Here is a 21,735-nt window from a genome sequence, read left to right on the forward strand (position 1 = left end):
CTGAGAACGTATAGGATAGGTTTGGTAATGCAATCAGCAGATACAGAGTTTGGGAATACATCAGGATGATTGACGAAGAAAACCAATTGGAGAGTACGCAAAATTCAGCCGCAGAATCCCGGGAAGGCATTCAGGAAACGGGAAGCGCCCCCCTGGAAGGGAATACTGGTGTAGAAGCCGTGTCAGAATTCCAGGTTTCAGGAGGAGTAGAGGGAGATGCCTCAGGAGCGGCAGAGGCTATCGAGGCGGATGCGGCTGAATTGGGTGCCGATCAGGTGGATGAGTTTGACTATACCGCTGCGATCACAGAGCTGACCAATGAAATCAAATCCCTCAAGCTTCAGGTAGAAGATCGAACGGGGCAATGTGTTCGGATTGCTGCTGACTTTGATAATTATCGGAAGCGAACTCAGCGAGAACGGGAAGAGCTAGAGCAGCAAATTAAATGCTCCACTATCAATGAATTGCTACCGGTTGTTGATAATTTTGAACGCGCCCGTTCTCAAATTAAGCCACAAACTGAGCAAGAAACGAGCATTCACAAAAGCTATCAAAGTGTTTATAAGCAGTTAGTTGAATGCCTCAAGCGAATTGGGGTTGCCCCCATGCGCTCTGAAGGGAAAGAATTTGACCCCAACCTGCATGAAGCGGTCATGCGCCAGCCCACCGATGAACATCCTGAAGGCACTGTGCTGGAGGAAATGCAGCGGGGCTATATGTTAGGTGAACGGGTTCTACGTCATGCTTTGGTCAAAGTTGCTACGGCTCCAGAGCCAGTGGTAGCTACTGAAGAGGGAAATCAGGGTGGTTCGGAGAGTTAGGTTTTGAGAGCAAAACTTTTTTTGCTGTCTGCCGTTTTTTTATTCAGGTGCGTATGTTTTCTGTTTGAGTTTGGGAACATTGGGGATTAGTTGATTCAATTGGACAATTAATCGTGACCTACTCGCAGTTAGTTTTCTATTGCAACTAGTTACCCCCATCCACTTCATTCACTCACCGCCACTCGCTATGGGAAAAGTCATTGGTATCGACTTAGGGACGACAAATAGCTGTGTTGCTGTCTTAGAAGGCGGCCAACCGATCGTCATCTCCAGTTCGGAGGGCGGACGGACCACCCCCAGTATGGTTGGCTTTGGTAAAGCGGGCGATCGGCTCGTCGGTCAACTGGCTAAACGCCAGGCTGTTACAAACGCTGAAAACACCGTCTTCAGCATCAAACGGTTTATTGGTCGCCGTTGGGACGAGACTGAAACTGAACGCTCCCGTGTTCCCTACAATGCCATCAAGGGTAAAGACGATACGGTGAATGTGCAAATTCGGGGGGATATCTACACTCCTCAAGTAGTCTCTTCCATGATCCTGCAAAAACTGAAGCTGGATGCTGAGAATTATCTGGGTGAACCCGTCCTCAAGGCAGTGATTACCGTACCAGCTTACTTCAGCGATGCCCAGAGACAGGCAACTAAAGACGCGGGCACGATCGCTGGCTTAGAGGTGATGCGTATCATCAACGAGCCAACCGCGGCGGCTCTTGCCTATGGACTGGACAAGCAAGATCAGGAGCAATGCATTCTGGTGTTTGACCTGGGGGGGGGAACCTTCGATGTCTCCATCCTGCAAATGGGAGACGGCGTGTTTGAAGTTAAAGCCACCTCTGGGAATAACCATCTGGGGGGAGACGATTTTGATGCCCGCATTGTTAGCTGGATGATTGATAGCTTCAAGGAGCAGGAAGGAATCGATCTATCGATTGATAAAATGGCACTCCAGCGGCTACGGGAAGCCGCCGAAAAAGCCAAGATCGAACTCTCTGGCACCCTCTCAACTTCCATCAACCTGCCGTTCATTACCGCCGATGAGACAGGACCTAAGCATCTGGAAATGGAACTGACCCGTGCCAAATTTGAGGATCTGGTCAAGAGTCTAGTTGAAAGTACGATTGAACCAACCGAGCAGGCACTAAAAGATGCGGCTCTGACGGTGGAAGATATTGATCGGATCTTATTGGTGGGCGGTTCCACCCGCATTCCAGCCGTCCAAAAGGCAATTACAGACTACTTCAAGGGCAAAGCTCCCGATCGTTCGGTCGATCCGGATGAAGCGGTTGCCCTGGGAGCCGCCATTCAGGCTGGTGTGTTAGGCGGCGAGGTGAAGGACTTGTTGCTGTTGGATGTCACCCCTCTTTCTTTAGGAATTGAAACGTTGGGTGAAGTCTTTACCAGAATCATTGATCGCAATACGACGATTCCCACCAGCAAAACCCAAGTTTTCTCAACAGCCACAGATGGACAGACCTCGGTCGAAATCCATGTTTTGCAGGGTGAGCGGGCAATGGTCAGAGATAATAAGAGCCTGGGTAAGTTTCAGTTAAATGGCATTCCGCCTGCTCCCCGTGGAGTGCCTCAGATTGAAGTGTCGTTTGACATTGATGCTAACGGGATTTTAAAAGTGTCTGCCCGTGATAAAGGAACAGGTCGCGAACAGAGTGTCGCGATCACCAATACAGGCGGTTTAAGCCAGACTGAGATTGAGAGGATGAAGCAAGAAGCAGAGGTCTTCCGGGAAGAAGATCTGCGGCGGCAGAAGCTGGCTGAGCTGAGAAACCAGGCAGATGCTCTGTTTTATAGTTATGAGGACGTGCTCAGGGATAATGGCGAATTCATCCCAGATGAGCTAAAAATTCAGGCGGTGGAAAAAGTTGCTGAATTGAAGGCAGCGATCGCAGACCCGTCGATTTCAGTTGAGGAACTACGGGATCGGCTGGACTCCCTGCAACAAACGTTGTTTACGATGGGCACATCCGTTTATCAACGAGCCGATCAGGACTCGGACGATGAAGACCTGGGTGCCAGTGGGAATGTCGATGTCACAGTACAGTACGACCCAACCGAGCTATCGTCTGAACCTGATGAGACCGAGTACAGTTTTGACAATGATGCGACGGTTACGGCTGATTATGAGGCTGTAGATTAGTTAAGGTATAGGGTGGTAGGCGGTGGGTGAAGATGAGGGCTGATTGTCCAAGTTAAAGCCCTAACATTTAGAATGACCCTAGTGCTCAAAATCCCTTTACCCTTCAAAGTAGCAATCTATGGCTCGTGATTATTACGAAATCCTTGGCGTTTCTCGTGATGCAGACAAAGAGGAAATTAAGCGTGCGTATCGTCGTCTAGCCCGCAAATATCACCCGGATGTGAATAAGGAAGATGGGGCTGAGGAGCGCTTCAAAGAGATTAATCGTGCCTATGAAGTGCTTTCGGAACCGGAAATCCGTGCCCGCTATGACCGATTTGGTGAGGCAGGCGTTAGTTCGGGGGCGGGGGCTGCTGGGTTCCAGGATTTCGGCGATATGGGAGGCTTTGCCGATATCTTTGAAAGTTTCTTCAGTGGTTTTGGCGGAGCACCTGGTCAAGCTACCCGTAGGCGAACGGGTCCAGTGCGGGGAGATGATTTACGCCTGGATCTAAAGCTGGAATTTCGGGAAGCCATTTTTGGTGGTGAGCGTGAGATTCGGATTAATCACTTAGAAACCTGTGCCACCTGTAGCGGAACGGGAGCTAAGCCAGGAACTCGTCCACGGACTTGTTCGACCTGTAGCGGTTCAGGACAGGTGCGGCGGGCAACTCGTACCCCCTTCGGTAGTTTTACTCAAGTTTCGGTCTGCCCTACCTGCAATGGTTCTGGGCAGATGATTGAGGACAAGTGTGAGTCCTGTGGAGGTAACGGTCAGCGCCAGGAAACGAAGAAGCTGAAGATCAATATCCCAGCAGGGGTCGATAATGGAACCCGTCTGCGTGTATCTGGCGAAGGAGATGCTGGTCAGCGGGGAGGTCCAGCAGGGGATCTCTATGTTTACCTGTTTGTCAATGAAGATGCTGAGTTTCGCCGGGAAGGGATTAATGTTTTATCGGAGCTGAAAATTAGCTATCTACAAGCTATTTTAGGTAGCCGTCTGGAAATCAATACCGTAGAAGACCCCGAAGAACTAGTGATCCCACCCGGAACTCAGCCTGGAAAGGTGCTTACCCTGGAAGGGAAAGGGGTGCCCAGGTTAGGGAATCCGGTCAGTCGGGGCGATCATTTGATAACAGTTCAAGTTGATATTCCGACTAAGGTTTCGGCTGAAGAGCGAGAGTTGCTGGAAAAGCTGGCAAAGCTCAGGGGCGATCGCGTCGGTAAAGGCAACATTGAAGGTATTTTTGGCAAGATGTTTGGCGGATGAGTCCATTGAATTCTCCCTCAGTTACTCCAGATGCCCAGCTTGATCTGCGGGGAACTCCCTGCCCGATCAACTTTGTGCGCACAAAGCTACGACTGGAACAGATGGAACCTGGTGCGCTGCTAGAAGTCTGGTTAGATCCGGGTGAACCGATCGAGCAAGTCCCCGATAGTCTGATTATGGAAGGCTATGGCATTGAGCAGATTGAAGACCGCTCTGACTTTTTTGCCGTTAGAGTTCGGTGTCCGGCAGCAAGTGCCGAGTGATGAGTATTGAGTTATGAGTGCTGAGTTACCAGATCTTCTGAAAAACTCAGGCATAACCACTTTGGTTGGAACAGTGCTGGCAATTCAAGCAAACTATTATCAAGTTCGGCTTGAACTACAATCTTCCCCTCTCCCCCTTTCCCCTTCTCCCCCTGCCACGCTCCTCTGCACTCGTCGATCGCGCCTGAAAAAGATTGGACAGCGGGTGATGGTAGGCGATCGGGTGGAGGTGGAGGAGCCTGACTTGGCAGGGGGACGGGGGGCTATTTCCCAGGTCTTTCCGCGCAAGTCGGAACTGGATCGTCCGCCGGTTGCAAATGCAGAGCAGATTCTGCTGGTGTTTGCCTTGACAGAACCTGACCTGGATCCTCATCAGTTAAGTCGGTTTTTGGTGAAAGCAGAATCGACGGAGTTACAGGTGTGCCTGTGTCTCAATAAGAGCGACCTGCTGAGCGAAGCAGACCAGGAACGGTGGTTCAGTCGCCTACAACAATGGGGGTACAATCCTCTTCTGATTAGCGTTCAGACCAGGGTCGGGCTGGATGCCTTGCTAGTTCGTCTCAGCCACCAAATTACGGTTGTTTCGGGTCCATCAGGAGTTGGTAAATCTAGCTTGATTAACTGGCTGATTCCCCAGGCAAATTTACGGGTTGGGGCGGTTTCAGGCAAGTTAGCCAGGGGAAGGCACACCACTCGCCATGTGGAGTTATTTGAACTGCCCCAGGGTGGGCTACTGGCAGATACCCCTGGCTTCAATCAGCCAGAACTGGATTGTGCGCCAGAGGAGTTAGTTGCCTATTTCCCAGAGGCACAGGAGCGTCTGGCAGTTGCTGACTGTCAGTTTAGTGACTGTCTGCACCGGAATGAACCAAATTGTGCGGTGCGGGGAGATTGGGAACGGTATACCCATTATTTGAGCTTTTTGGAGGAAGCGATCGCCCGTCAGGCAAAGCTCGATCACACGGCGGATAGGGAGTCTACCCTGAAACTGAAAACCAAAAGCCACGGTCGTCAGTCTTACGAACCGAAGCTAGAGACCAAAAAGTATCGTCGTCCCTCACGCCGGACTCAACAGCAGGAGTTGCAGGGTTTGACTGAGGAGTTGGAGGAATAGGTGTCTAGTTGAAGGAAATATATTTCAAGAATCTCTTTTTGAAACTATATTGGCACCTTCATTGCAGGTAATTGAAATTAATCCCCCCTTCTCGGATGACCTGAGGTGCAGGATGAATGATAAAGAACGTTCCCAGAAGGGGTCATGAATAATGCAGGTATTGGCGGCAACAGCGGCGATGTCACTATGACAGCGGGAGGGCCCATTTCCACGAAGCAACAATGGAGGGGCGAGATCGGTCGATCGCAACCGAACTGCCGGTTTCAGTCGCCCCATGTTCATATAAGTCCACTGAGGATCAGGTATCGGGTTGCTCGATCGCCCGTACTAATCGCTCTAGCGCATCGCTGACTCTATCCAACCGCTTCAGAGACTCTTGCTGAACTTCTGTAATGGTTTGTACGGCATCAGTCAGGGCAAAATTTTGGTAGCCCTGTTGCTGAACCTGGTTAACCAATGCATCCATGCGATCAGAGAGGCGATCGATGGTGTCTGTAGTTGCCAGAACAGCTTCTCCAATTTGTTGAACAATCGACTCCAGGGAATCTAGACGATCTTGAACGTCCACTCTCGAAACCTTTATTTGAAACTGAAAAGGTGTTAGGTGCCAGGTGCCAGGTGTCAGGGGGTGACTTCTAAAAACCAACCACCAACCAACTCCCTTCTTTACTTCACCTGAATCATGCTTAGCTCGGTGTTCTGGTAGTAGTGCATCAGAATCTGCTTGTAATTGCGCTTCTGCATAGCCAGACTGTAGGCACCCCATTGACTCATTCCCAACCCATGACCAAACCCACGACCTTTGATTTGAAACGCCGTTGGGATTTGAGCTTTTCCTTTTGTAGATCTCTGGACTGTAGGAACCACTTCAAACAGCGTGCTCCTTAAGCCTAAAGCAGTGCGTAGACCCTCACCCGTGATAGTTCGCTTACCGGCATCTCCCGTTACCTGCATGGAAACAATCCGCCCACATTTTGTAGTTGTTTTCTCTGGCGTGAGAGCCAGAATGTTTCCAACTCCTGAAATGCGCTTGCTCAGCTCGCTGCGAGAAAAAGTTTCGGTCCATTGAGCAACAGGTGAACTGGTGTCAAAATCCTGAACGGAGCGCAGATAGGGCAGTGGTTGAGTCCAGACTTCTTCGACATTATCAGTACATCCACCCGCCGATGAATGAAAGACAGCTTCAATAATTTCCCCTTTAAAAGTTAACACCTGACCGGCAGTGGCATTGACTGCGGTTTGGGTTCCGGCAGCCTCAGCCGCAATGCCGGTGTAGACTTGCCACGCCTGGGTATTACCAATATCGAAGGCTTTACCGGCAGCACGGTTACGCTGATAAAGGGCATAGGAGCGGGCTGCCACTGCCTGAGCTTTCAACGCTTCCTGGGGCCAGTTACCATTCATTTCGCTGCCCAGTACGCTGTAGAGGTACTGCTCTAAATTGACGTAGTTGATGGCAGTTAGCCCTTTACCATTGGGTACCACCTGGGTGCGTCCCCGATACCAGCGATCGCCAATAAAAACATAGCCTCCGGCACTCGGCTCAACCCAAAACTGTCCCGCTTGCCAGCGATCCATCGCGATTTTGCCTTTTTGGGGTTGAGCGATGAAGGCGTTCATGGCGGCAATTTCACCCAGGGGACGACCGGCTCCATCTCTTACGACTGCCTGGGTCGAACTCCCCACGGTCACCTGGCTCACACCGTCTTTAACCGCAACCCTTAAGTCTACTGAATTTGACTGAGCAGAAGCGATCCCGGTGAAAAGGTGGGGGAAGACAGCCAAACAAACAGCCAGTCCCATCCACCAACTCCGTCTGCCTGATTGGGATAGGGATTTAAGCTGAGCCAGCAGCGAAAAGGAGAAGCGTTCCAACGACATCTCTAAAAACTCCTCACAGGTTCAATCAATAACAGTTGAAGACATATCTAAAGACAGATCGTAGCGCCGCGATCTGAGGCGATCGCAGTCAGTCGCATTCTCGTATGATTACCGACGCTTAATATAAGTCAAATTTCCCGAAATCAAACCAATCATTTCCTGTCTTCCTTTCTTAATACGCCAGATGTGCTGCTAAAAATAGAAGTAAACGCGCTGTCAACAATGTATGTAGTGTTTTGATGATTTTATTAAGTTTTCTAAAAGACGAACCCAGAAGAACCGACTCCCTCCTCCTCTAGTTTCTTTCCGCTTGTGTCAGTATAGTTTCAGGAGAACGATTAGCTGGGATTGTTGAGTTTTGCAAATCACGTTTCTCGGAACCAGTTCCGGTGTGCCCACTCGGATACGGAATGTCTCAGGGGTTGCCCTGCGCTTACCTCAAAGAGCAGAATTTTGGCTGTTTGACTGCGGGGAAGGCACTCAACACCAAATTCTTCGGAGTGACCTCAAAGTAAGCCAGTTGACCCGCATCTTCATCACTCATATGCATGGAGACCACATTTTTGGGTTAATGGGACTACTGGCAAGCTGTGGACTGGCAGGAAATGTGCAGCGAGTTGACATTTATGGTCCCCCCGATCTAAATGATTACCTGAAGGCGTGTCGTCGTTATTCCCAAACCCATTTTTCCTATCCAGTCAAAGTTCACACGGTTCATCCGGGTTTAGTGTTTGAGGATGAAGAGTTTACCGTTAGCTGTGAGTTGCTAAAGCATCGGGTGCCTGCCTTTGGCTATCGGGTGACCGAAAAAGACCGTCCTGGGCACTTTGATGCCAAACGGGCAGCCGCCATGGGGATTCTACCGGGTCCCATCTATGGCAGGCTAAAGCAAGGTGAGGTGATTGTTCTGCCAGACGGTCGGCGAGTCAATGGGGCAGATTTGTGTGGTCCAATTCAAGTGGGGCGTAAACTGGCATACTGCACAGATACCATCTTCTGCGATGCAGCCGTTGATCTGGCGCAGGATGCAGATGTGCTGATTCATGAAGCAACCTTCGCCCATCAGGATGCAGAATTAGCTTATCAGCGGTTGCATTCTACATCGACAATGGCGGCTCAGGTGGCACTGGCTGCCCAAGCGCAGCAGTTGATTATGACTCACTTTAGTCCCCGCTATGCCCCTGGAAATGACTTAGAAGTCAAGGATTTGCTGGCGGAAGCCCGCGCTATTTTCCCTAAGACCGAGCTTGCGTCGGACTTTTGGACTTACAATATCCCTCGCCGCGAGTTAGCAGAACTGGCGAAGGTTTAGAGAGGGCAATGACTGTCTTCTACTGTCCGCTGGCTTTACGGAGGCGATCGCGAATTTGTAAAAGATGCGCCTGGTTGCTGACCGGAGAACGGGGTTGGGGAATTTCATTATTGGGCCAGCCAGGTAGATCAAAACAGGGGCAGTCGGATGAGTCGGGTACCCCTACGGACCGAATTGGCACTGGCATAGAACAGCGACTACAGGGGAGAACTTCCCAGGCAGGACTGAGCAAGTCGGCGATCGTTTGACTGGTGCCCTCTATGTAACAATCACCGGCATAATGAGAACGAATCTGCTGCCAGCATTCCTCAAACTCCTGGCTGTAGCGATTGCCTTGAATGACGGGAGACGGTAGTAGGGTTTGCTCACCCCCTCGAATCAGAACGCGCTTCCCAAGTTGAAACCAGTAAGCGAGGTACTGTCTAGTCTGTTGTTCAGATGCCATAGTCTTTAAGATTCAGTAACTTCAGAAAGCAACCGTCGCCTTTGGATGAACGAGCGAATTTAGGGATGATCCCCTCTTTGTTAGCTCTATGCTACTGTTTTCATTGCCAGCCCTGGTGAACCCAAATCTGTAACTAAAGTTAAATTCAGTGGAGTCCAGACTCTTATTAACTTTGATTAATCAAACGGGCAGTTGGGCGAACGAAGACAGTAAGGCAATTTTACTTTCAAGGCAAGGGTGTTCCCAGAGCGCTTAGGTTAAGGATGTGCCCAGCGGTGACAAGATAAACCGGATTTGCGATCGCCCCCACTTGACGGGTGAGAGAACCGAGGCGATCGCGAAACGTCCGTCCCAGGGGATAGGCAGGAATAACGCCCCAACCGGTTTCTTCAGTCACAAAAATCACATCACAAACCGTATGTTCCAGGCTTTCCAGAAGCGATTGAACCGTCTTTGCCCAGATAGCATCATCCTGCTCCAGCCCATTTGCCAGCCAGGTGCCAAGGGAATCCACCAGCAGACAACTATTTTTAGATGCCGCCTCTAGCATTTCAGCTAACCCCGTTGGGTTATTGGTTGAAATATCCGATGTTTGCCAGTTAGAAGGACGTCGCCGTTGATGCTGCGCAATCCGAGCCTGCCACTCCACATCCATGGGGTCAACTTGGGCTGTTGCAACGTAAGTTACGGCTTTCCCAGAACGGAGTGCGAGCATTTCAGCCCATTCACTCTTACCACTGCGGGCAGGACCAGTGACCAGAATGATGTTGCTGACAGGTGGTTGGGGTTTCATGTTCCAGAGAACAGATTCAACGTTAAAAATCGAAGCAAAAAATTGTAGCAGAATGGCTATGTCGCAATAGAATACTAGGGCATTCCTGCCGGAAGCAATATGATTAATGCCTTGCTTGACGTTTTGGGGAGTCTAAACTGACGATGAAACGAGAACTGAAGCGGATTGAGGCGGCACTGCACCAGTTAGCGGACCAGCATTCCAGCATATCTACGGTTCCCTTTCCCTCCCGCGAGCTTTCGGCTCAAGCACTAGCCAATTCTCCCGTAGGCTTCTCTGTGCCAGAGGTAGCAAAGGTGAGTTTGCCAGCATTACCCATCTTGCCAATGGTTGAAGCGGACGCTACCGCTACTGAGACTACTACTGATGTCGTTACCGGGGCTGGCACTGAGGCTGAGAATGTTATCCCCAAAGAGGCGATCGTCGAATCCCTATCGACCAGCTTAAACGAAGTTAAAGTGCCAGCTTTGCCCCGGCTTAAAACTCCCAGCTTTAGCAGCCATCGCAATGCCGCCAACCCTACCCTGGCAATGGGGCTTTTGAAGGAAATGGAAACAACGGTTGTAAGCTGGCAAGAGGAGCTACAACAGGTGTTGCGGCAGATTCAAGATCTTTATATCGAGGGGCCGATTGTCGATGGGTGGTTAGAGTCCTATGCCCAGCAAGATGGGGAAGCCCCGCAGTTTCGTCATGCAGATGTCGATTGCCTGATGAACTACGTTGAAAAAATGAAGGCTTCTTCCCAACAAGATTCCCCTCCAGTCCCATCGTTGTCCGAGGCAGCCAAGCTCCCTCAGGACGTGAATGCTGCTGGGTATCGTCTTTGTGGCTTGAATGAGGATGGGCAACTGTGGTTCCGCCATTGTCCTGCTGAACAAGTCCCTGCTGTCGGCATGGCGATCGCCCGTTATCAACGCCTCCGTCTGCTACTTTCCCGCAAGCAATATTTGGAAACCCGGTTGGGGCAACTGGCAGAGACGTTAGTGATGGTGCATGGGCGGCTAAACGCTTAACCAGCCTACCGCTTAACTCCACAGCAAGTCTCGTTTGCAGCCGTTTCCTCTTGCATAAGCCACCCACCCACTCATCCACTCATCCACACGCAATTGTGGTTTACTCATCTGAAAATCGCAGTAAATCCCCATCCGCTTGGTTAAGGTGCGGGCTGTAGTTAATACAGATTGAGTCTGCTGTAAACTCAAATCCTGGTTTGAGACGCTTGCCTGTTATAAAGAATTAATACAGCCATTCGATTAACCAGCGGAATTCCTTGAAGCTCAAGCGTATAGGAATTTATTGTTCACCTACTCCCACTGGTTTCAGTCTATATTTAGATTTTTAGCCCTCCCCAGCTTCTGCTCAGGGATGTAACGCGAGTTAGAGGTAAATTCAGTTGCTCTGGTTTGATTTCTGCCGCTTAATATAGTCATAACTTGGGCGCGAGTTTCTGGAACTGCCTCCAGCTAACCACCTGTCGGATGTAGTGGATTAGTGGATTGAGCGTCTTTACTCTTCCTGTCGCGATTCAAGTTCCTAGTTACTCTGGAAACCATTTTCTATGACCGCCATTAAGGTTTCAGAAGACCACACCGCATTTGATGAGTCTGCGTCGATTCGGTTCATTATCCAGGATGCCTATGATCGGGGCGCAACCGCCCTGTATCTTCAGCCCGGACGACCTCCCTTCTATCGATTGAATGGCAAACTGCTGCCCCAGGATCACATTTCTCCTCTAACACCAGAGCAGTTCCGCCAGTACCTTCAAGAGGTTTTGAACCCAAAGCAACTTAAGTATTACCTGGAGCACCGTAAGCTAGATACCGATGCCCGGATTCCTGGTTTCATGCAGTGTCGGGTTAACTGTGGACCCACTGCCCAGGGAACGGAGGCGATGAGCTTAAACTCAATCGCGATCGATGGTCCTGGACTGGAAATTCAACGTCAGGGAACGGTTCGGGCGTTGGTTGAAGATGCGTTTTCCCAGGGGGCTTCCGACATTCACCTCCAAGTTGGGGAACCTCCGCGTTTCCGCATTCAGGGCAAGATGGCGCAGCAGGACTCCTATGGGCGAATCACAGCTCGCCAGTTTGATGACTTTCTTGCGGAAGTTCTGATGCCGGTTCAACTGGAACAGTTTCGAGCACGGCAAGAATTAGATACCGCCGTTCTCTATGAAGGACTTGTCAGATGTCGAGTGAATTGCGCTCAGTCAATTATGGGCGGGTCAATGGTTCTGCGATTGATTTCGCTCAAGGTGCCAACCCTGGATGAGTTGGGGTTGCCCGATATTTTGGGCTACCTGGCAGAAGAAAAGCAGGGGTTGATTCTGGTGACAGGTCCCGTTAACTCTGGTAAATCAACGACTCTGGCAGCCATGCTGCGATACCTTAACGATACCCTACCCCGTAAAATTGTCACGATTGAAGACCCCATTGAATATGTCCATGTATCCAACCGATGTTTACTGACTCAGCGGGAAGTGGGGCTGCATACCCAGGAGTTTAAAGACGCGCTAAGGGCATCTTTGCGGCAAGATCCGGATGTAATTTTAATTGGGGAAATGCGCGATCGCGAAACCGTAGACACTGCCATCCGTGCCGCAATGACGGGACATCTAGTGCTGGGCACTTTGCACACAAAGGGGGCAGTCAATGCATTCAAACGCCTGCTCAACTTCTACACTCCCGAAGAACAGGACACGATTCGAATTCAGATTGTCGATGCTCTCCGAGCGGTGATTGCCCAAAGCCTGGTCCCAACGGTTTTGGGAGGGCGGACTGCCGCCCTTGAAATTATGCTGAACACCGATGCTATTCGGGATTACCTGCAAAAAGGCAACGCTGAGGACATTTATCTTCTGATGGAAGAAGGCAGTGATGGTAGTCAGACGATGAACCAGGCTTTGTTTGACCTGTATGAAGCGGGGGTGATTAATGCTAATGATGCTCTCACGGCTTCACTGATACCAGAGGATTTGCATTACATGCTGAAAAACCACACCCGCCGCTCCAGTCGTTCTGGTTTAATGTCATCAGAGTATTTTAGTCGGTAGAAGTCTATCCCTAGAACTAAAACCAATGGGGTTTGCTGAGTTAGAATAAAAACCTATTCCAAAAGCCTTACGAGCTAAAGTTAAATCTCAGCTTCCAAAAGCTTTTGAATCGGCTCTTAAAAGCTACCGTCAAAAGCTCCGATCTCAACCCCAGAAGGTTTTGGATAGGCTCTAAAGATAACTTAATCTTCACTTCCTATAGAGCACCTACTTGATGCTGATTTTGTCGTCGCACAAACAAGGAGTTCCCGCCTGAATGCGTGAATCCTTTCGTGTTCTGCATTCACACCTTCCTCAAGACGTCAGGCACTCGCAGACGGTCTACTCATCCGAAAGTCTGCCTCCCAATCGAACTGACTTATCTGAGATGGAGCGCGATCGCGTTTTGCACTGGCTCCGTAAGAACGTACCCGATGCTCGTCTTCAACACATTCTGAGGGTTGAGGAAATGGCATCTAAGCTTGCTCGCCATCACAAGTTAGATGCAAAGAAAGCAGCTCAGGCAGGGCTACTCCACGATCTGGCAAAATTCTTTAAACCCAAGCGGCTTTTAAAAATAGCGAAAGCCAATGAATTGGAGCTAGACCCGGTTGAAGAAGCTAATCCCCATCTGCTCCATGCAGAGGTTGGGGCGATCGTTGCCAGGGAGGAATTTGGCATCCGTGATCAAGCGGTCCTTCAAGCCGTGCGAAATCATACTCTGGGGTGTCCCGGAATGAGTTCTCTTTGTTGTGTCGTCTTTTTAGCGGATAGCCTGGAACCTGGGCGAGGAGACACCACAGAGTTGGAGTATTTGAGACAGTTAAGTTGTCAAAACCTTTACCGGGCAGTTTGGCACACCTGCGACTACTCTCTCCGCCATCTGGTAGCATCCCACCATCTCATCCACCCCCGTGCGGTGCTAACTCGTAACTGGGCAATGGAGATGGCAAAGGGAAAGGATAAAGGAAGGAGAAAAGATGAAGGCTAAAGAAGAAAAAAGAGGATTTTTACTATCTCCCACCTATTTCCTTACCCCGATCCCCCCCTTAATAAGGTAATAAGGTTTTTTCCTGTGTGAGGAGTTTTCCAAATGGATTCGATTTTTTCATTCCCTAACCATTCGAATGCTGGATTAATGACTGTTTATTAAATATGTAAGGAATTAAACACTGCATGCCAAATTCTTCTCAGGTATCATCTTCTACCCCTGTCGTAACTACCGCCAATGGGGGCAATACGCCCATTGACCAGCAAGACCCCAGTTTACGGCTGGCATTGACGATCGCCAATGCTGCTGAAGAGCGAAAAGGAGCTGAGATTGCCCTTCTACGGGTCACAGAGGTTTCCTCCCTGGCAGACTATTTTGTCATTGTGACGGGATTTTCAAAGGTACAGGTGCGGGCGATCGCCCGCTCCATTGAAGAAAAAGTTGAAGAAGAGTTACACCGCCCCCCGACTCGGATTGAAGGTCAGTCAGAAGGCACCTGGATCTTACTGGACTACGGAGATGTCATTGTTCACACCATGTTGCCCCAGGAGCGAGAGTTTTATAGCCTGGAGGCATTCTGGGGGCACGCTGAACGGCTCAATTTGGCAGCTTTTGTACAGTGACTTTTTAACTGTCGGCGTGCCAAATTCTTGTCCTTGGGTTCTAATCCTTATATGACAGTCGCTTCAGCGATTTTCCTCCTTTTTTGGAGGCGCTGTTGTGTAGCGTTCTTGTGACAAATTGGCTAAGAGTATGAGAGGGGGGAGTGAGCTAGGGAAGTAACCAAACCCTTGCTCCGATCGCCCCCTTTCTCATAGAACGATCGCTTACATTCGTAGAAAAACGCTGCCTTTGCGCTAACTGTTGTAATGAAGCAGCCCATCCAAAGCCAGACAAATCCACATTCGACAAGCTGAAGGAACCCTACCAATTTTCATTCTGACGGGAAGTGGAGGGTACGGTCTTTACTGACTGGCAATGAATAATATTCCCAAAGCCCTAATTTCTTTTTGCTTTTCGGCAGCAACAGCAGCATTAACGGGGTTTCGGGAAGGTTGGATCAGCACGATTCAGGAGCGAATGAAAGCGCGGGGACAGGGATCAGCGGAAGCTGCCGATAAGTCCTATTATCTCTAGCTGAGTATTGTTCAGACAATTGTGTGGACAGAATCTCTGAAAGAGTTTCCTGAAGCGTAGTTAAGTGTTTAAAAAAGATAAGCCATCAAAAAGCCTTCTGCCAAATTGGATGTCGCTTTTCCTGCTGCTGTGGTAAATTACTATCACTAAATAGTACTAGAGTACTTACATGCTGGACTCCTCCACTCAAAGTACCCCATTGCCAACTGATTCTACTGCTGCTCTGCTGCAAAAGACTGAGCCGACTGAACCAACAGAATCCGGCACTATTATCAGCGAAATTCCTGCCGAGGCTCAACTCAAGTTAGAGGTCATCCAAACTCTGATTGAACCGTGCGATCGCACCAGTTACGGAGAAAAACTGAGGGATGCCGCCGAAAAATTAGGTATCTCGGTGCGATCGGTGCAGCGATTGGTCAAACGGTGGGACTTCAAAAGATTCCAGACTTCCGGTCTAAACCCGACTATCCCCTTTGGGTCGTATTGCTGCTGGTGATTATGGGAACCATGAGCGGGGACTCAGGCTATCGTCCTTTGGCTGAGTTTGTCAGTCGTCATCAAGCGGAACTGATAGAACTCCTCCAGTTGTCCTCCAAACGACTCCCCAGTTTCTCGACCATCCGCCACATCATGGTTCGGGTTAACTTTGTCGTCTTTGCGGCGGACTTGAATGCGTGGGTCCAGGAGGAATTCGGGCAGTTGACAGTTAGTCCACGCTCAGATGGCGACAGACGCTAAAGGCATCAAAGTCAGTGTGCACGATTACGACCAGTCCTTTCAAGACGTTGTCGCCTTAGTCTAACGACTATCTGATTGCGGTCAAAGGGAACCAACCCAAGTTATTGGAATCTCTCAAGACTCCGTTTGAGCAACAGGCGGCTCACCGTGTACACGACTCGTTCGAGCGCAGTCATGGTCGGACGGTTGAACGACGGGTGAGGGTCTTGGATACGGTGGCGGCGATTGCCCCACACTGGACGGGGTGCAACGGATCCTCCAAGTCAAACGATGGGGCACCCGATGCAATAAACCCTTTCGCGAAACAGTGTTTTACATCAGTTCCTTAACCCTTGATGCGGCGGGTTTTGCCGAGCGGATTGGGCACCACTAGCACATTGAAAATCGGTTGCATTGGGTTAAAGATGTCGTGCTCAAAGAAGACCACACGCCGGTGTGTGATGCAATGCCTTGGTCAATTTTGCCATTGTCCGAATGATCGTCGTCAATCTGTTTTGGCAACCCGGTGGATGACTCGATTACTCAAGTCATCCACCGGGTTGCCCATGATATCCTCGCCTTTTTTCCTTCTTTCAATAGATCCCTGCCCAAGATTGGGGGACTGGGGGGAAGTCCCCCAGAGCCAGTTTCTAACGAAGCCGAGATCTGTATACACCGTAGCCTTGCCAAGGGGAGGTGCCGCAGGCGGTGGGGTCATCTGTAGTGATACGTTTAAATCGGTATGACACCGGACCTGTGAGCATCTGTCCCTGCAATTGGCGCAAAATGACAAGAAAAATCTGCCGATTTTGCTGAAGATAAGGAGCATCCGCGATTACGGATACTCTTAGATCACAGCCATGCTTAGGAACATGGATTAAATAACACCGAATTCTCGATTGAACTGGACTCTCCCCGTGCCGTAGGCAGGATGAAGTTTCTGGAGTGATATCATTCACAATCCTTAGTCAATCTTCCATTTAATGATGGAACTTTATTTATAGCGTTTTTGAATCCAGTGAGGTATATGGATAGTCATAGAACCCTTGAGTCAAACAGATGAGATGTATCTCAGCCAGAAAGGAAACGCTATAGGTTAATTTAGAAATACCCAAAGAAATGAGGGCATCTACTTGATCAATCCTTGCTCAGTAGAAGGGTCTAACTACAGCGATTTTTAGGTGTTTAATGGTAACCATTGACTTAGCACAGGTGTTGTAATGCTTAATACAAGTGTTGTAATGGTGCATGGTTCATAACAAACAAACTGTGAGCTTGCCGATTGTAGATCGAGAAGTTTGTAACTGTGTGAGGCTATAGCAAATGATTAACTTATTGATTCAAAAAAACTGGCTATTCAATTCCGTATTTTGGGGTTCGATTTTATTGGCAGTACCAGCCGCGATCGCGCAAGAAGTTATGCCCTCCCCCAGTTCGCAGAATCTTTTAGAAGCATCTGTTTCAACTGATTTGGGGCTTCCAGACTCTACCCGTGAGTCCGTTACTGATTCGACTTCATCAAGCCTGAAGAGTGAGCAATTCACAACATCTGCATCAGATTTAATCCCCGTTGAGTTAACCACTCAAACATCAAACCTGACTGACGCAACTCTTATAGATGTCCTGAGGGCATCCGAACTTCAAACCAGTCAATTCGCAGCATTAACTGAAGAAACATCAAAAGCAGGAGAATCCCTTAATTCTCTCCTTTCAACGATACCCACTGATTCAGAAGGACAATCAACCTTCCTGATGCCGACCTGGGCTGCGGACGAGAAGCTCAGGAGTTCCGATTCGACTGATTTGGAGCTTGCCCAGGTTCGCCCTGCCGCCAGCGGAGTTTCGGGTCCACCCGTGCCAAGCTACCCTGCCTTAACAGCCCCCAGCACCCCTGGGACACCCACAGAATCTCCCGTCACTACAGAGGAGCCTCAAGCCACTACGCAGGCAAACAAGTGGCATTTCCTGTTTCAACCCTACGTTATTGCCCCCCTGAGTATCTATGGAAATGCAACCGTTAGAGGGTATAGGGCAGATTTCAACGCTGGACCCAGCAGCATCTACTCTAATTTTTTCGATACCTTTCAGTTCGGTTTCTTCGGTCGAGTGGAAGGCTGGACACCCGACTACCATTGGGGGTTTTTGCTAAATGGGGATTACCTGAAGCTAAGACAACAAAATAGCTTTACCCGACCGAATCCCAATCGCCTGCTCAATCTTGCCATTAACCGTGTTGCCAATCGCATTCAGGGGCGGGTTGATGACACTCTCAGGCAACAGATTGCTGACTTTCTTGCAGGGAGACTGGATGGCACCATTAAAGACCAGATTGAGGCTCGTCTGGGTGCAAAGCTTGAAACGATTATTCCATCTTCATTTAAGTCAGATGTCACGATCCAAATCTGGAATGTTGATCTGGCAGGTTCCTATCGTTTCTATAACCAATCTCAGGTCAATCCCAAGGGAGTGGCGACCGAATTTGATTTGGGACCCTACGTACTCGACATCATTGGTGGAGTTCGGATTGCTGGCGTCAGTGCGGATCTGAATGTAACAACCAACCTGGGTGGGGAGGGAGATTTCAGCAGCAGCATTACAACTGCACAACCACTGCTGGGAACTCGCTTTCGGTATAACTTCTCGCCTTATCTGGCTGGGGTGATTGCCGGATCGGTGACTGGCTTCAACATTGGTTCCTTAGGACTGACCTGGCAAGCCTTGGCTGGACTGGACTGGATGTTTTCCGGCAATACCTCCGTTGGGTTGGGTTATCGCTTTGCTTACACCGGCTACAAATCGGGTGATTTTAATGTGAACGTCTATAACAATGGACCCTATCTAACGTTCACGTTCCGCTTTTAGAGCGTGCCAGGTGACGGCTAAAAGCATCCAGCAGACTAAGAATTGTGGATCGGGCAACTTACAGCAGTCTTCAGATGCGTAGACCACAGAAAAGACGGGGAGTACATCGTGTGGCTTAACCAAATGAAAATCGCTGTAAGATGCCTGGATGAACTCTCCAATTAATTTAATCCACAATCTAGGTTTTTGACTCATTTATCCAATTCAAGTAGACATGAAAATAGCCCTGTTGAAGCCATTGCCTAATCATCTTGCTTCATTACAACTGCGTCATCACCTCAAGCGCGGTCAATTGGTAACCTTAGGACTCTTAACGGCTTTGCTGACTGCGATGCCAGTAAGAGCGGCGGAGAAAGTTACTTTTCTCTACGGTCCATTGGTGGAGTCATTACAGGTTAATTCACTCAGAACCTTTGCAAAAGATGGTACGGTTGCACCCGATCTAAGTTTTTATTTCAAACTGGCTAAAGCCAATGGAGAAACCAAGCAAAAATTCCGGGAAGCCTTAACAAAGCGGATAGACATCAATCCAATTCTTCTATCCCGGTTCTTTTATAGCGAACTGGGTGAAGAAATCCTGAATCGCTTTGGATTATATCTTCAGATACCCAACCAGGGGAACGGAATGCATGCCCTGCGCTCTGCTTTGGTTTTGTCAGCATTGGATTCTCAAGGGTTGACGCTGCTCAATTTTTTGGAAAAGTATCCAACCAATCTCAATATTGATGTGGGGTTGTCTCTAAAAGCATTTGAGCATTTGGAAGGGATCATCAAAGCAACCGAATTTTTTGTTGGCAAAATGGGTCAAATTTCTGCTCAGGAAGCAGCAGAAACGAATACGGATTTTTCCGCCATGCCTGATTTGCGCAAACCAGGTTCGTTTAGCACTAAGCAACAACGCTGGACGTTGATGGATGCGAGTCGCGATCGCCCACTCTATGTCATTGTGATCAAGCCTGAGCGGTTAAGGGCTGAGAAAACTCCGGTAATTATTATTTCTCACGGACTGGGATCCAGACCGGAAGATTTTGTGGCAAGAGCGCAACATCTGGCATCCTATGGCTTTGTGGTAGCGCTGCCCCAGCATCCAGGGAGTGACATTGAACAGGTACAGAAGCTTAGGAGCGGCTTGTCTGGCTCCTACTTTCTGACCAGTGAGTTTGTGAATCGCCCACGAGATATCAGCTACACAATTGATGAGTTGGAGCGGCGAAATCAGGCGGAGTTTGGTGGAATGTTAGATCTTCAATCGGTAGGGGTTGTCGGACATTCCTTTGGTGGGTATGGGGTGTTAGCCGTTGCAGGTGCGACCATCGATTTTGAGCATCTTCAGCAAGAATGCGATCGCCCGTTTGCCTATCAGGATGTTTCCCAACTGTTGGAATGTCGGGCATTGGAATTGCCCCGCCAAGCTTATGATTTTCGGGATGAACGAGTCAAGGCTGTGGTTGCTGCCAATCCAGTTAATTACAGCATTTTTGGACCGAAGGGACTGGCTCAAATCCAAATTCCAGTGATCATCGTTGGGGGTAGCGATGACCCGGCAGCACCTGTTGTCTTTGAGCAAGCCCGGTCGTTTCCGGCACTGTCATCACCGACCAAGTACCTTGCCTTAGCAGAAGGGCAAGCACACATTAACCTTGCCAACCTGGATGCAGGGATGACCCGTATGCTGGATTCGATTCCTGGTTTGTCCCTTGCCAGTCCCGATCTGCTTGGGAACTATGCTAATGCAATGTTTCTGGCATTTTTTGAAACTCACCTGGTTGGGAATGAAACCTACCGTCCCTATATGCAATCGTCCTATGGGGCGTATTTGAGCCGGGATCAGAAGTTCAAACTGTTTCTGATCAGCAATAAGTCCGAGGAATCTTTCAATCGGGCGATCGCTGAGTTTAGAGCCAACCAGTAATGAGAAATATCCGAGTTGTATAAAAGAGATGAGGAACGCAGATGCTTAAAAAATTATCCATTGCCGCTCTGGGGTTGTTGATGGCACTTTCTTTGCCCCAGAACGCCAAAGCAGAAACTGTATTTGATAAAGTTGCCCGAACAGGCGTTCTGACCTTTGGCACACGGGCAGACATCATCCCCTATGCCTACGTCAATGATAAAGAGCAACTGGTAGGGTTATCGGCTGATGTGATTGAACTGATTCGGCAGGAACTCCAGCGCAAGCTCAATCGTCCAATCGCTATTGAGTATAAAGTGATTAATGATCCCAATGAACTCATTCAGCAAGTCATTAAGGGAGACATTGACATTAGCTGCACTACCCAATTTACCTGGCAACGAGAAGATTTCGTTGACTTCTCAATCCCTTACAGCTTATCGGGCATTCGGCTACTGACCAAAAACAACAGTAACTTAACCGGCACACCAGAGTCGCTATCGGGTAAACGGGTGGGAGTAGTACCTAACTCAATGGGCGAAGTTACGATGAAAGTGATCCAACCCAAAGCGGTTCTGGTGCCCTTAAAAGGGTCAGAGGAAGGGGTTGTAGCCCTCAAAAATGACAAAATTGATGCGATCGCAGCCGATACCGTTATCCTGGCGGGAACAAGCTTGAAATTCAATCCTGAAGCCTATACGTTAGTACCCGTGCAGCCCTATGCTCGCTATGGAATTGGCTGCATGGTGCCAGAAAACAACTCAATGCTATTGAATTCAGTCAACCGGGCGATCGCCAAAATGATGCAGGGCTATCTCATTGGGGACCAAAAATACGTCAACATAGTGAACCAATGGTTTGGACCAGAGGGACTGGTAGAGCTTCCAGAAGTCATCATTCGTGCCTATTTTGAGTCGGTGATCATCAGCCGTGAGCAGATTCCATTGACAAACACCCCTCAGGCACAAAAACAACCTAAATAGCGGTGGTGCTGAACAGCAGTATGAATTGAAAGTCTTCAATTTATATAACTCTCAATTCATACCCAAAATCAGCCACGCCCAAATAGCTATGTT

At 49.2% G+C, this 21,735-nt stretch carries 21 protein-coding genes; 16 read left to right on the forward strand and 5 right to left on the reverse strand.

The features are described 5' to 3' along the window. Positions 1-65: 65 nt before the first annotated feature. The 5 genes from grpE (at position 66) to rsgA (ending at position 5,599) form a co-directional block, all read left to right on the forward strand. Entirely contained in the window at positions 66-821 is a 756-nt protein-coding gene (grpE, locus tag AC1S52_RS11905; protein WP_482029224.1) for a nucleotide exchange factor GrpE, read from the forward strand. A gap of 187 nt (positions 822-1,008) precedes the next feature. Then, a complete protein-coding gene (gene dnaK / locus AC1S52_RS11910) occupies positions 1,009-2,973 on the forward strand; it encodes a molecular chaperone DnaK (protein ID WP_482029225.1) in 1,965 nt (654 codons plus the stop codon). Between the two features lie 118 nt (positions 2,974-3,091). Further along, entirely contained in the window at positions 3,092-4,222 is a 1,131-nt protein-coding gene (dnaJ, locus tag AC1S52_RS11915) for a molecular chaperone DnaJ (protein WP_482029226.1), read from the forward strand. A gap of 5 nt (positions 4,223-4,227) precedes the next feature. Next, positions 4,228-4,485 carry a sulfurtransferase TusA family protein gene (locus AC1S52_RS11920; protein ID WP_482029227.1) on the forward strand — a complete coding sequence of 86 codons (258 nt, stop codon included), beginning with the start codon at positions 4,228-4,230 and terminating at the stop codon, positions 4,483-4,485. A gap of 13 nt (positions 4,486-4,498) precedes the next feature. Further along, positions 4,499-5,599 carry a small ribosomal subunit biogenesis GTPase RsgA gene (rsgA, locus tag AC1S52_RS11925; RefSeq protein ID WP_482029228.1) on the forward strand — a complete coding sequence of 367 codons (1,101 nt, stop codon included), beginning with the start codon at positions 4,499-4,501 and terminating at the stop codon, positions 5,597-5,599. 298 nt (positions 5,600-5,897) lie between these two features. Here rsgA and AC1S52_RS11930 read toward each other — a convergent pair whose 3' ends face one another. Then, positions 5,898-6,167 carry a hypothetical protein gene (locus AC1S52_RS11930; protein ID WP_482029229.1) on the reverse strand — a complete coding sequence of 90 codons (270 nt, stop codon included), beginning with the start codon at positions 6,165-6,167 and terminating at the stop codon, positions 5,898-5,900. A gap of 98 nt (positions 6,168-6,265) precedes the next feature. Beyond that, positions 6,266-7,480, reverse strand: coding sequence for a SpoIID/LytB domain-containing protein (locus AC1S52_RS11935; protein WP_482029230.1), 1,215 nt, complete (start codon positions 7,478-7,480; stop codon positions 6,266-6,268). A 358-nt stretch (positions 7,481-7,838) separates the two neighbouring features. On the opposite strand from AC1S52_RS11935, the gene AC1S52_RS11940 reads away from it, so the two are divergent. Then, the gene (locus tag AC1S52_RS11940) at positions 7,839-8,792 is read left to right on the forward strand and encodes a ribonuclease Z (protein ID WP_482029231.1); all 954 of its coding nucleotides are present in this window, start codon (positions 7,839-7,841) and stop codon (positions 8,790-8,792) included. 19 nt (positions 8,793-8,811) lie between these two features. Here AC1S52_RS11940 and AC1S52_RS11945 read toward each other — a convergent pair whose 3' ends face one another. Together AC1S52_RS11945 and cobU are read right to left on the reverse strand one after the other, a co-directional pair. Next, positions 8,812-9,237, reverse strand: coding sequence for a hypothetical protein (locus tag AC1S52_RS11945; protein WP_482029232.1), 426 nt, complete (start codon positions 9,235-9,237; stop codon positions 8,812-8,814). A 226-nt stretch (positions 9,238-9,463) separates the two neighbouring features. Continuing rightward, entirely contained in the window at positions 9,464-10,030 is a 567-nt protein-coding gene (gene cobU / locus AC1S52_RS11950; RefSeq protein ID WP_482029233.1) for a bifunctional adenosylcobinamide kinase/adenosylcobinamide-phosphate guanylyltransferase, read from the reverse strand. Between the two features lie 143 nt (positions 10,031-10,173). Between cobU and AC1S52_RS11955 the strand changes: the two genes are divergently transcribed. The 7 genes from AC1S52_RS11955 (at position 10,174) to AC1S52_RS11985 (ending at position 15,927) form a co-directional block, all read left to right on the forward strand. Beyond that, positions 10,174-11,043: a hypothetical protein gene (locus AC1S52_RS11955; protein WP_482029234.1), complete on the forward strand. Its 870-nt coding sequence runs from the start codon at positions 10,174-10,176 to the stop codon at positions 11,041-11,043. A gap of 545 nt (positions 11,044-11,588) precedes the next feature. Beyond that, a complete protein-coding gene (locus AC1S52_RS11960) occupies positions 11,589-13,082 on the forward strand; it encodes a type IV pilus twitching motility protein PilT (protein WP_482029235.1) in 1,494 nt (497 codons plus the stop codon). A 256-nt stretch (positions 13,083-13,338) separates the two neighbouring features. Further along, a complete protein-coding gene (gene yqeK, locus AC1S52_RS11965; protein WP_482029236.1) occupies positions 13,339-14,052 on the forward strand; it encodes a bis(5'-nucleosyl)-tetraphosphatase (symmetrical) YqeK in 714 nt (237 codons plus the stop codon). A gap of 185 nt (positions 14,053-14,237) precedes the next feature. Beyond that, positions 14,238-14,675 carry a ribosome silencing factor gene (gene rsfS, locus AC1S52_RS11970; protein WP_482029237.1) on the forward strand — a complete coding sequence of 146 codons (438 nt, stop codon included), beginning with the start codon at positions 14,238-14,240 and terminating at the stop codon, positions 14,673-14,675. A 355-nt stretch (positions 14,676-15,030) separates the two neighbouring features. Further along, positions 15,031-15,189: a hypothetical protein gene (locus AC1S52_RS11975; RefSeq protein WP_482029238.1), complete on the forward strand. Its 159-nt coding sequence runs from the start codon at positions 15,031-15,033 to the stop codon at positions 15,187-15,189. Positions 15,190-15,358: 169 nt separating this feature from the next. Further along, positions 15,359-15,685 carry a helix-turn-helix domain-containing protein gene (locus tag AC1S52_RS11980; protein WP_482027397.1) on the forward strand — a complete coding sequence of 109 codons (327 nt, stop codon included), beginning with the start codon at positions 15,359-15,361 and terminating at the stop codon, positions 15,683-15,685. After that, the gene (locus AC1S52_RS11985) at positions 15,613-15,927 is read left to right on the forward strand and encodes a transposase family protein (protein WP_482027396.1); all 315 of its coding nucleotides are present in this window, start codon (positions 15,613-15,615) and stop codon (positions 15,925-15,927) included. The genes AC1S52_RS11980 and AC1S52_RS11985 overlap by 73 nt, the downstream gene beginning before the upstream one ends. A gap of 484 nt (positions 15,928-16,411) precedes the next feature. Here AC1S52_RS11985 and AC1S52_RS11990 read toward each other — a convergent pair whose 3' ends face one another. Next, a complete protein-coding gene (locus tag AC1S52_RS11990; protein WP_482029239.1) occupies positions 16,412-16,624 on the reverse strand; it encodes a hypothetical protein in 213 nt (70 codons plus the stop codon). Between the two features lie 605 nt (positions 16,625-17,229). Here AC1S52_RS11990 and AC1S52_RS11995 point away from each other — a divergent pair. The 3 genes from AC1S52_RS11995 to grrP all read left to right on the forward strand — a co-directional run bounded on the left by AC1S52_RS11995 (position 17,230) and on the right by grrP (position 21,642). Beyond that, on the forward strand, positions 17,230-18,768 hold the full coding sequence (locus AC1S52_RS11995) for an outer membrane protein (protein ID WP_482029240.1): 1,539 nt from the start codon (positions 17,230-17,232) through the stop codon (positions 18,766-18,768). Positions 18,769-18,982: 214 nt separating this feature from the next. Next, entirely contained in the window at positions 18,983-20,680 is a 1,698-nt protein-coding gene (locus AC1S52_RS12000; RefSeq protein ID WP_482029241.1) for an alpha/beta hydrolase, read from the forward strand. 41 nt (positions 20,681-20,721) lie between these two features. Beyond that, on the forward strand, positions 20,722-21,642 hold the full coding sequence (gene grrP / locus AC1S52_RS12005) for an extracellular substrate binding-like orphan protein GrrP (protein WP_482029242.1): 921 nt from the start codon (positions 20,722-20,724) through the stop codon (positions 21,640-21,642). The last annotated feature ends 93 nt before the right edge of the window (positions 21,643-21,735 follow it).

Source organism: Kovacikia sp. CALU 1929 (genome assembly GCF_056784235.1).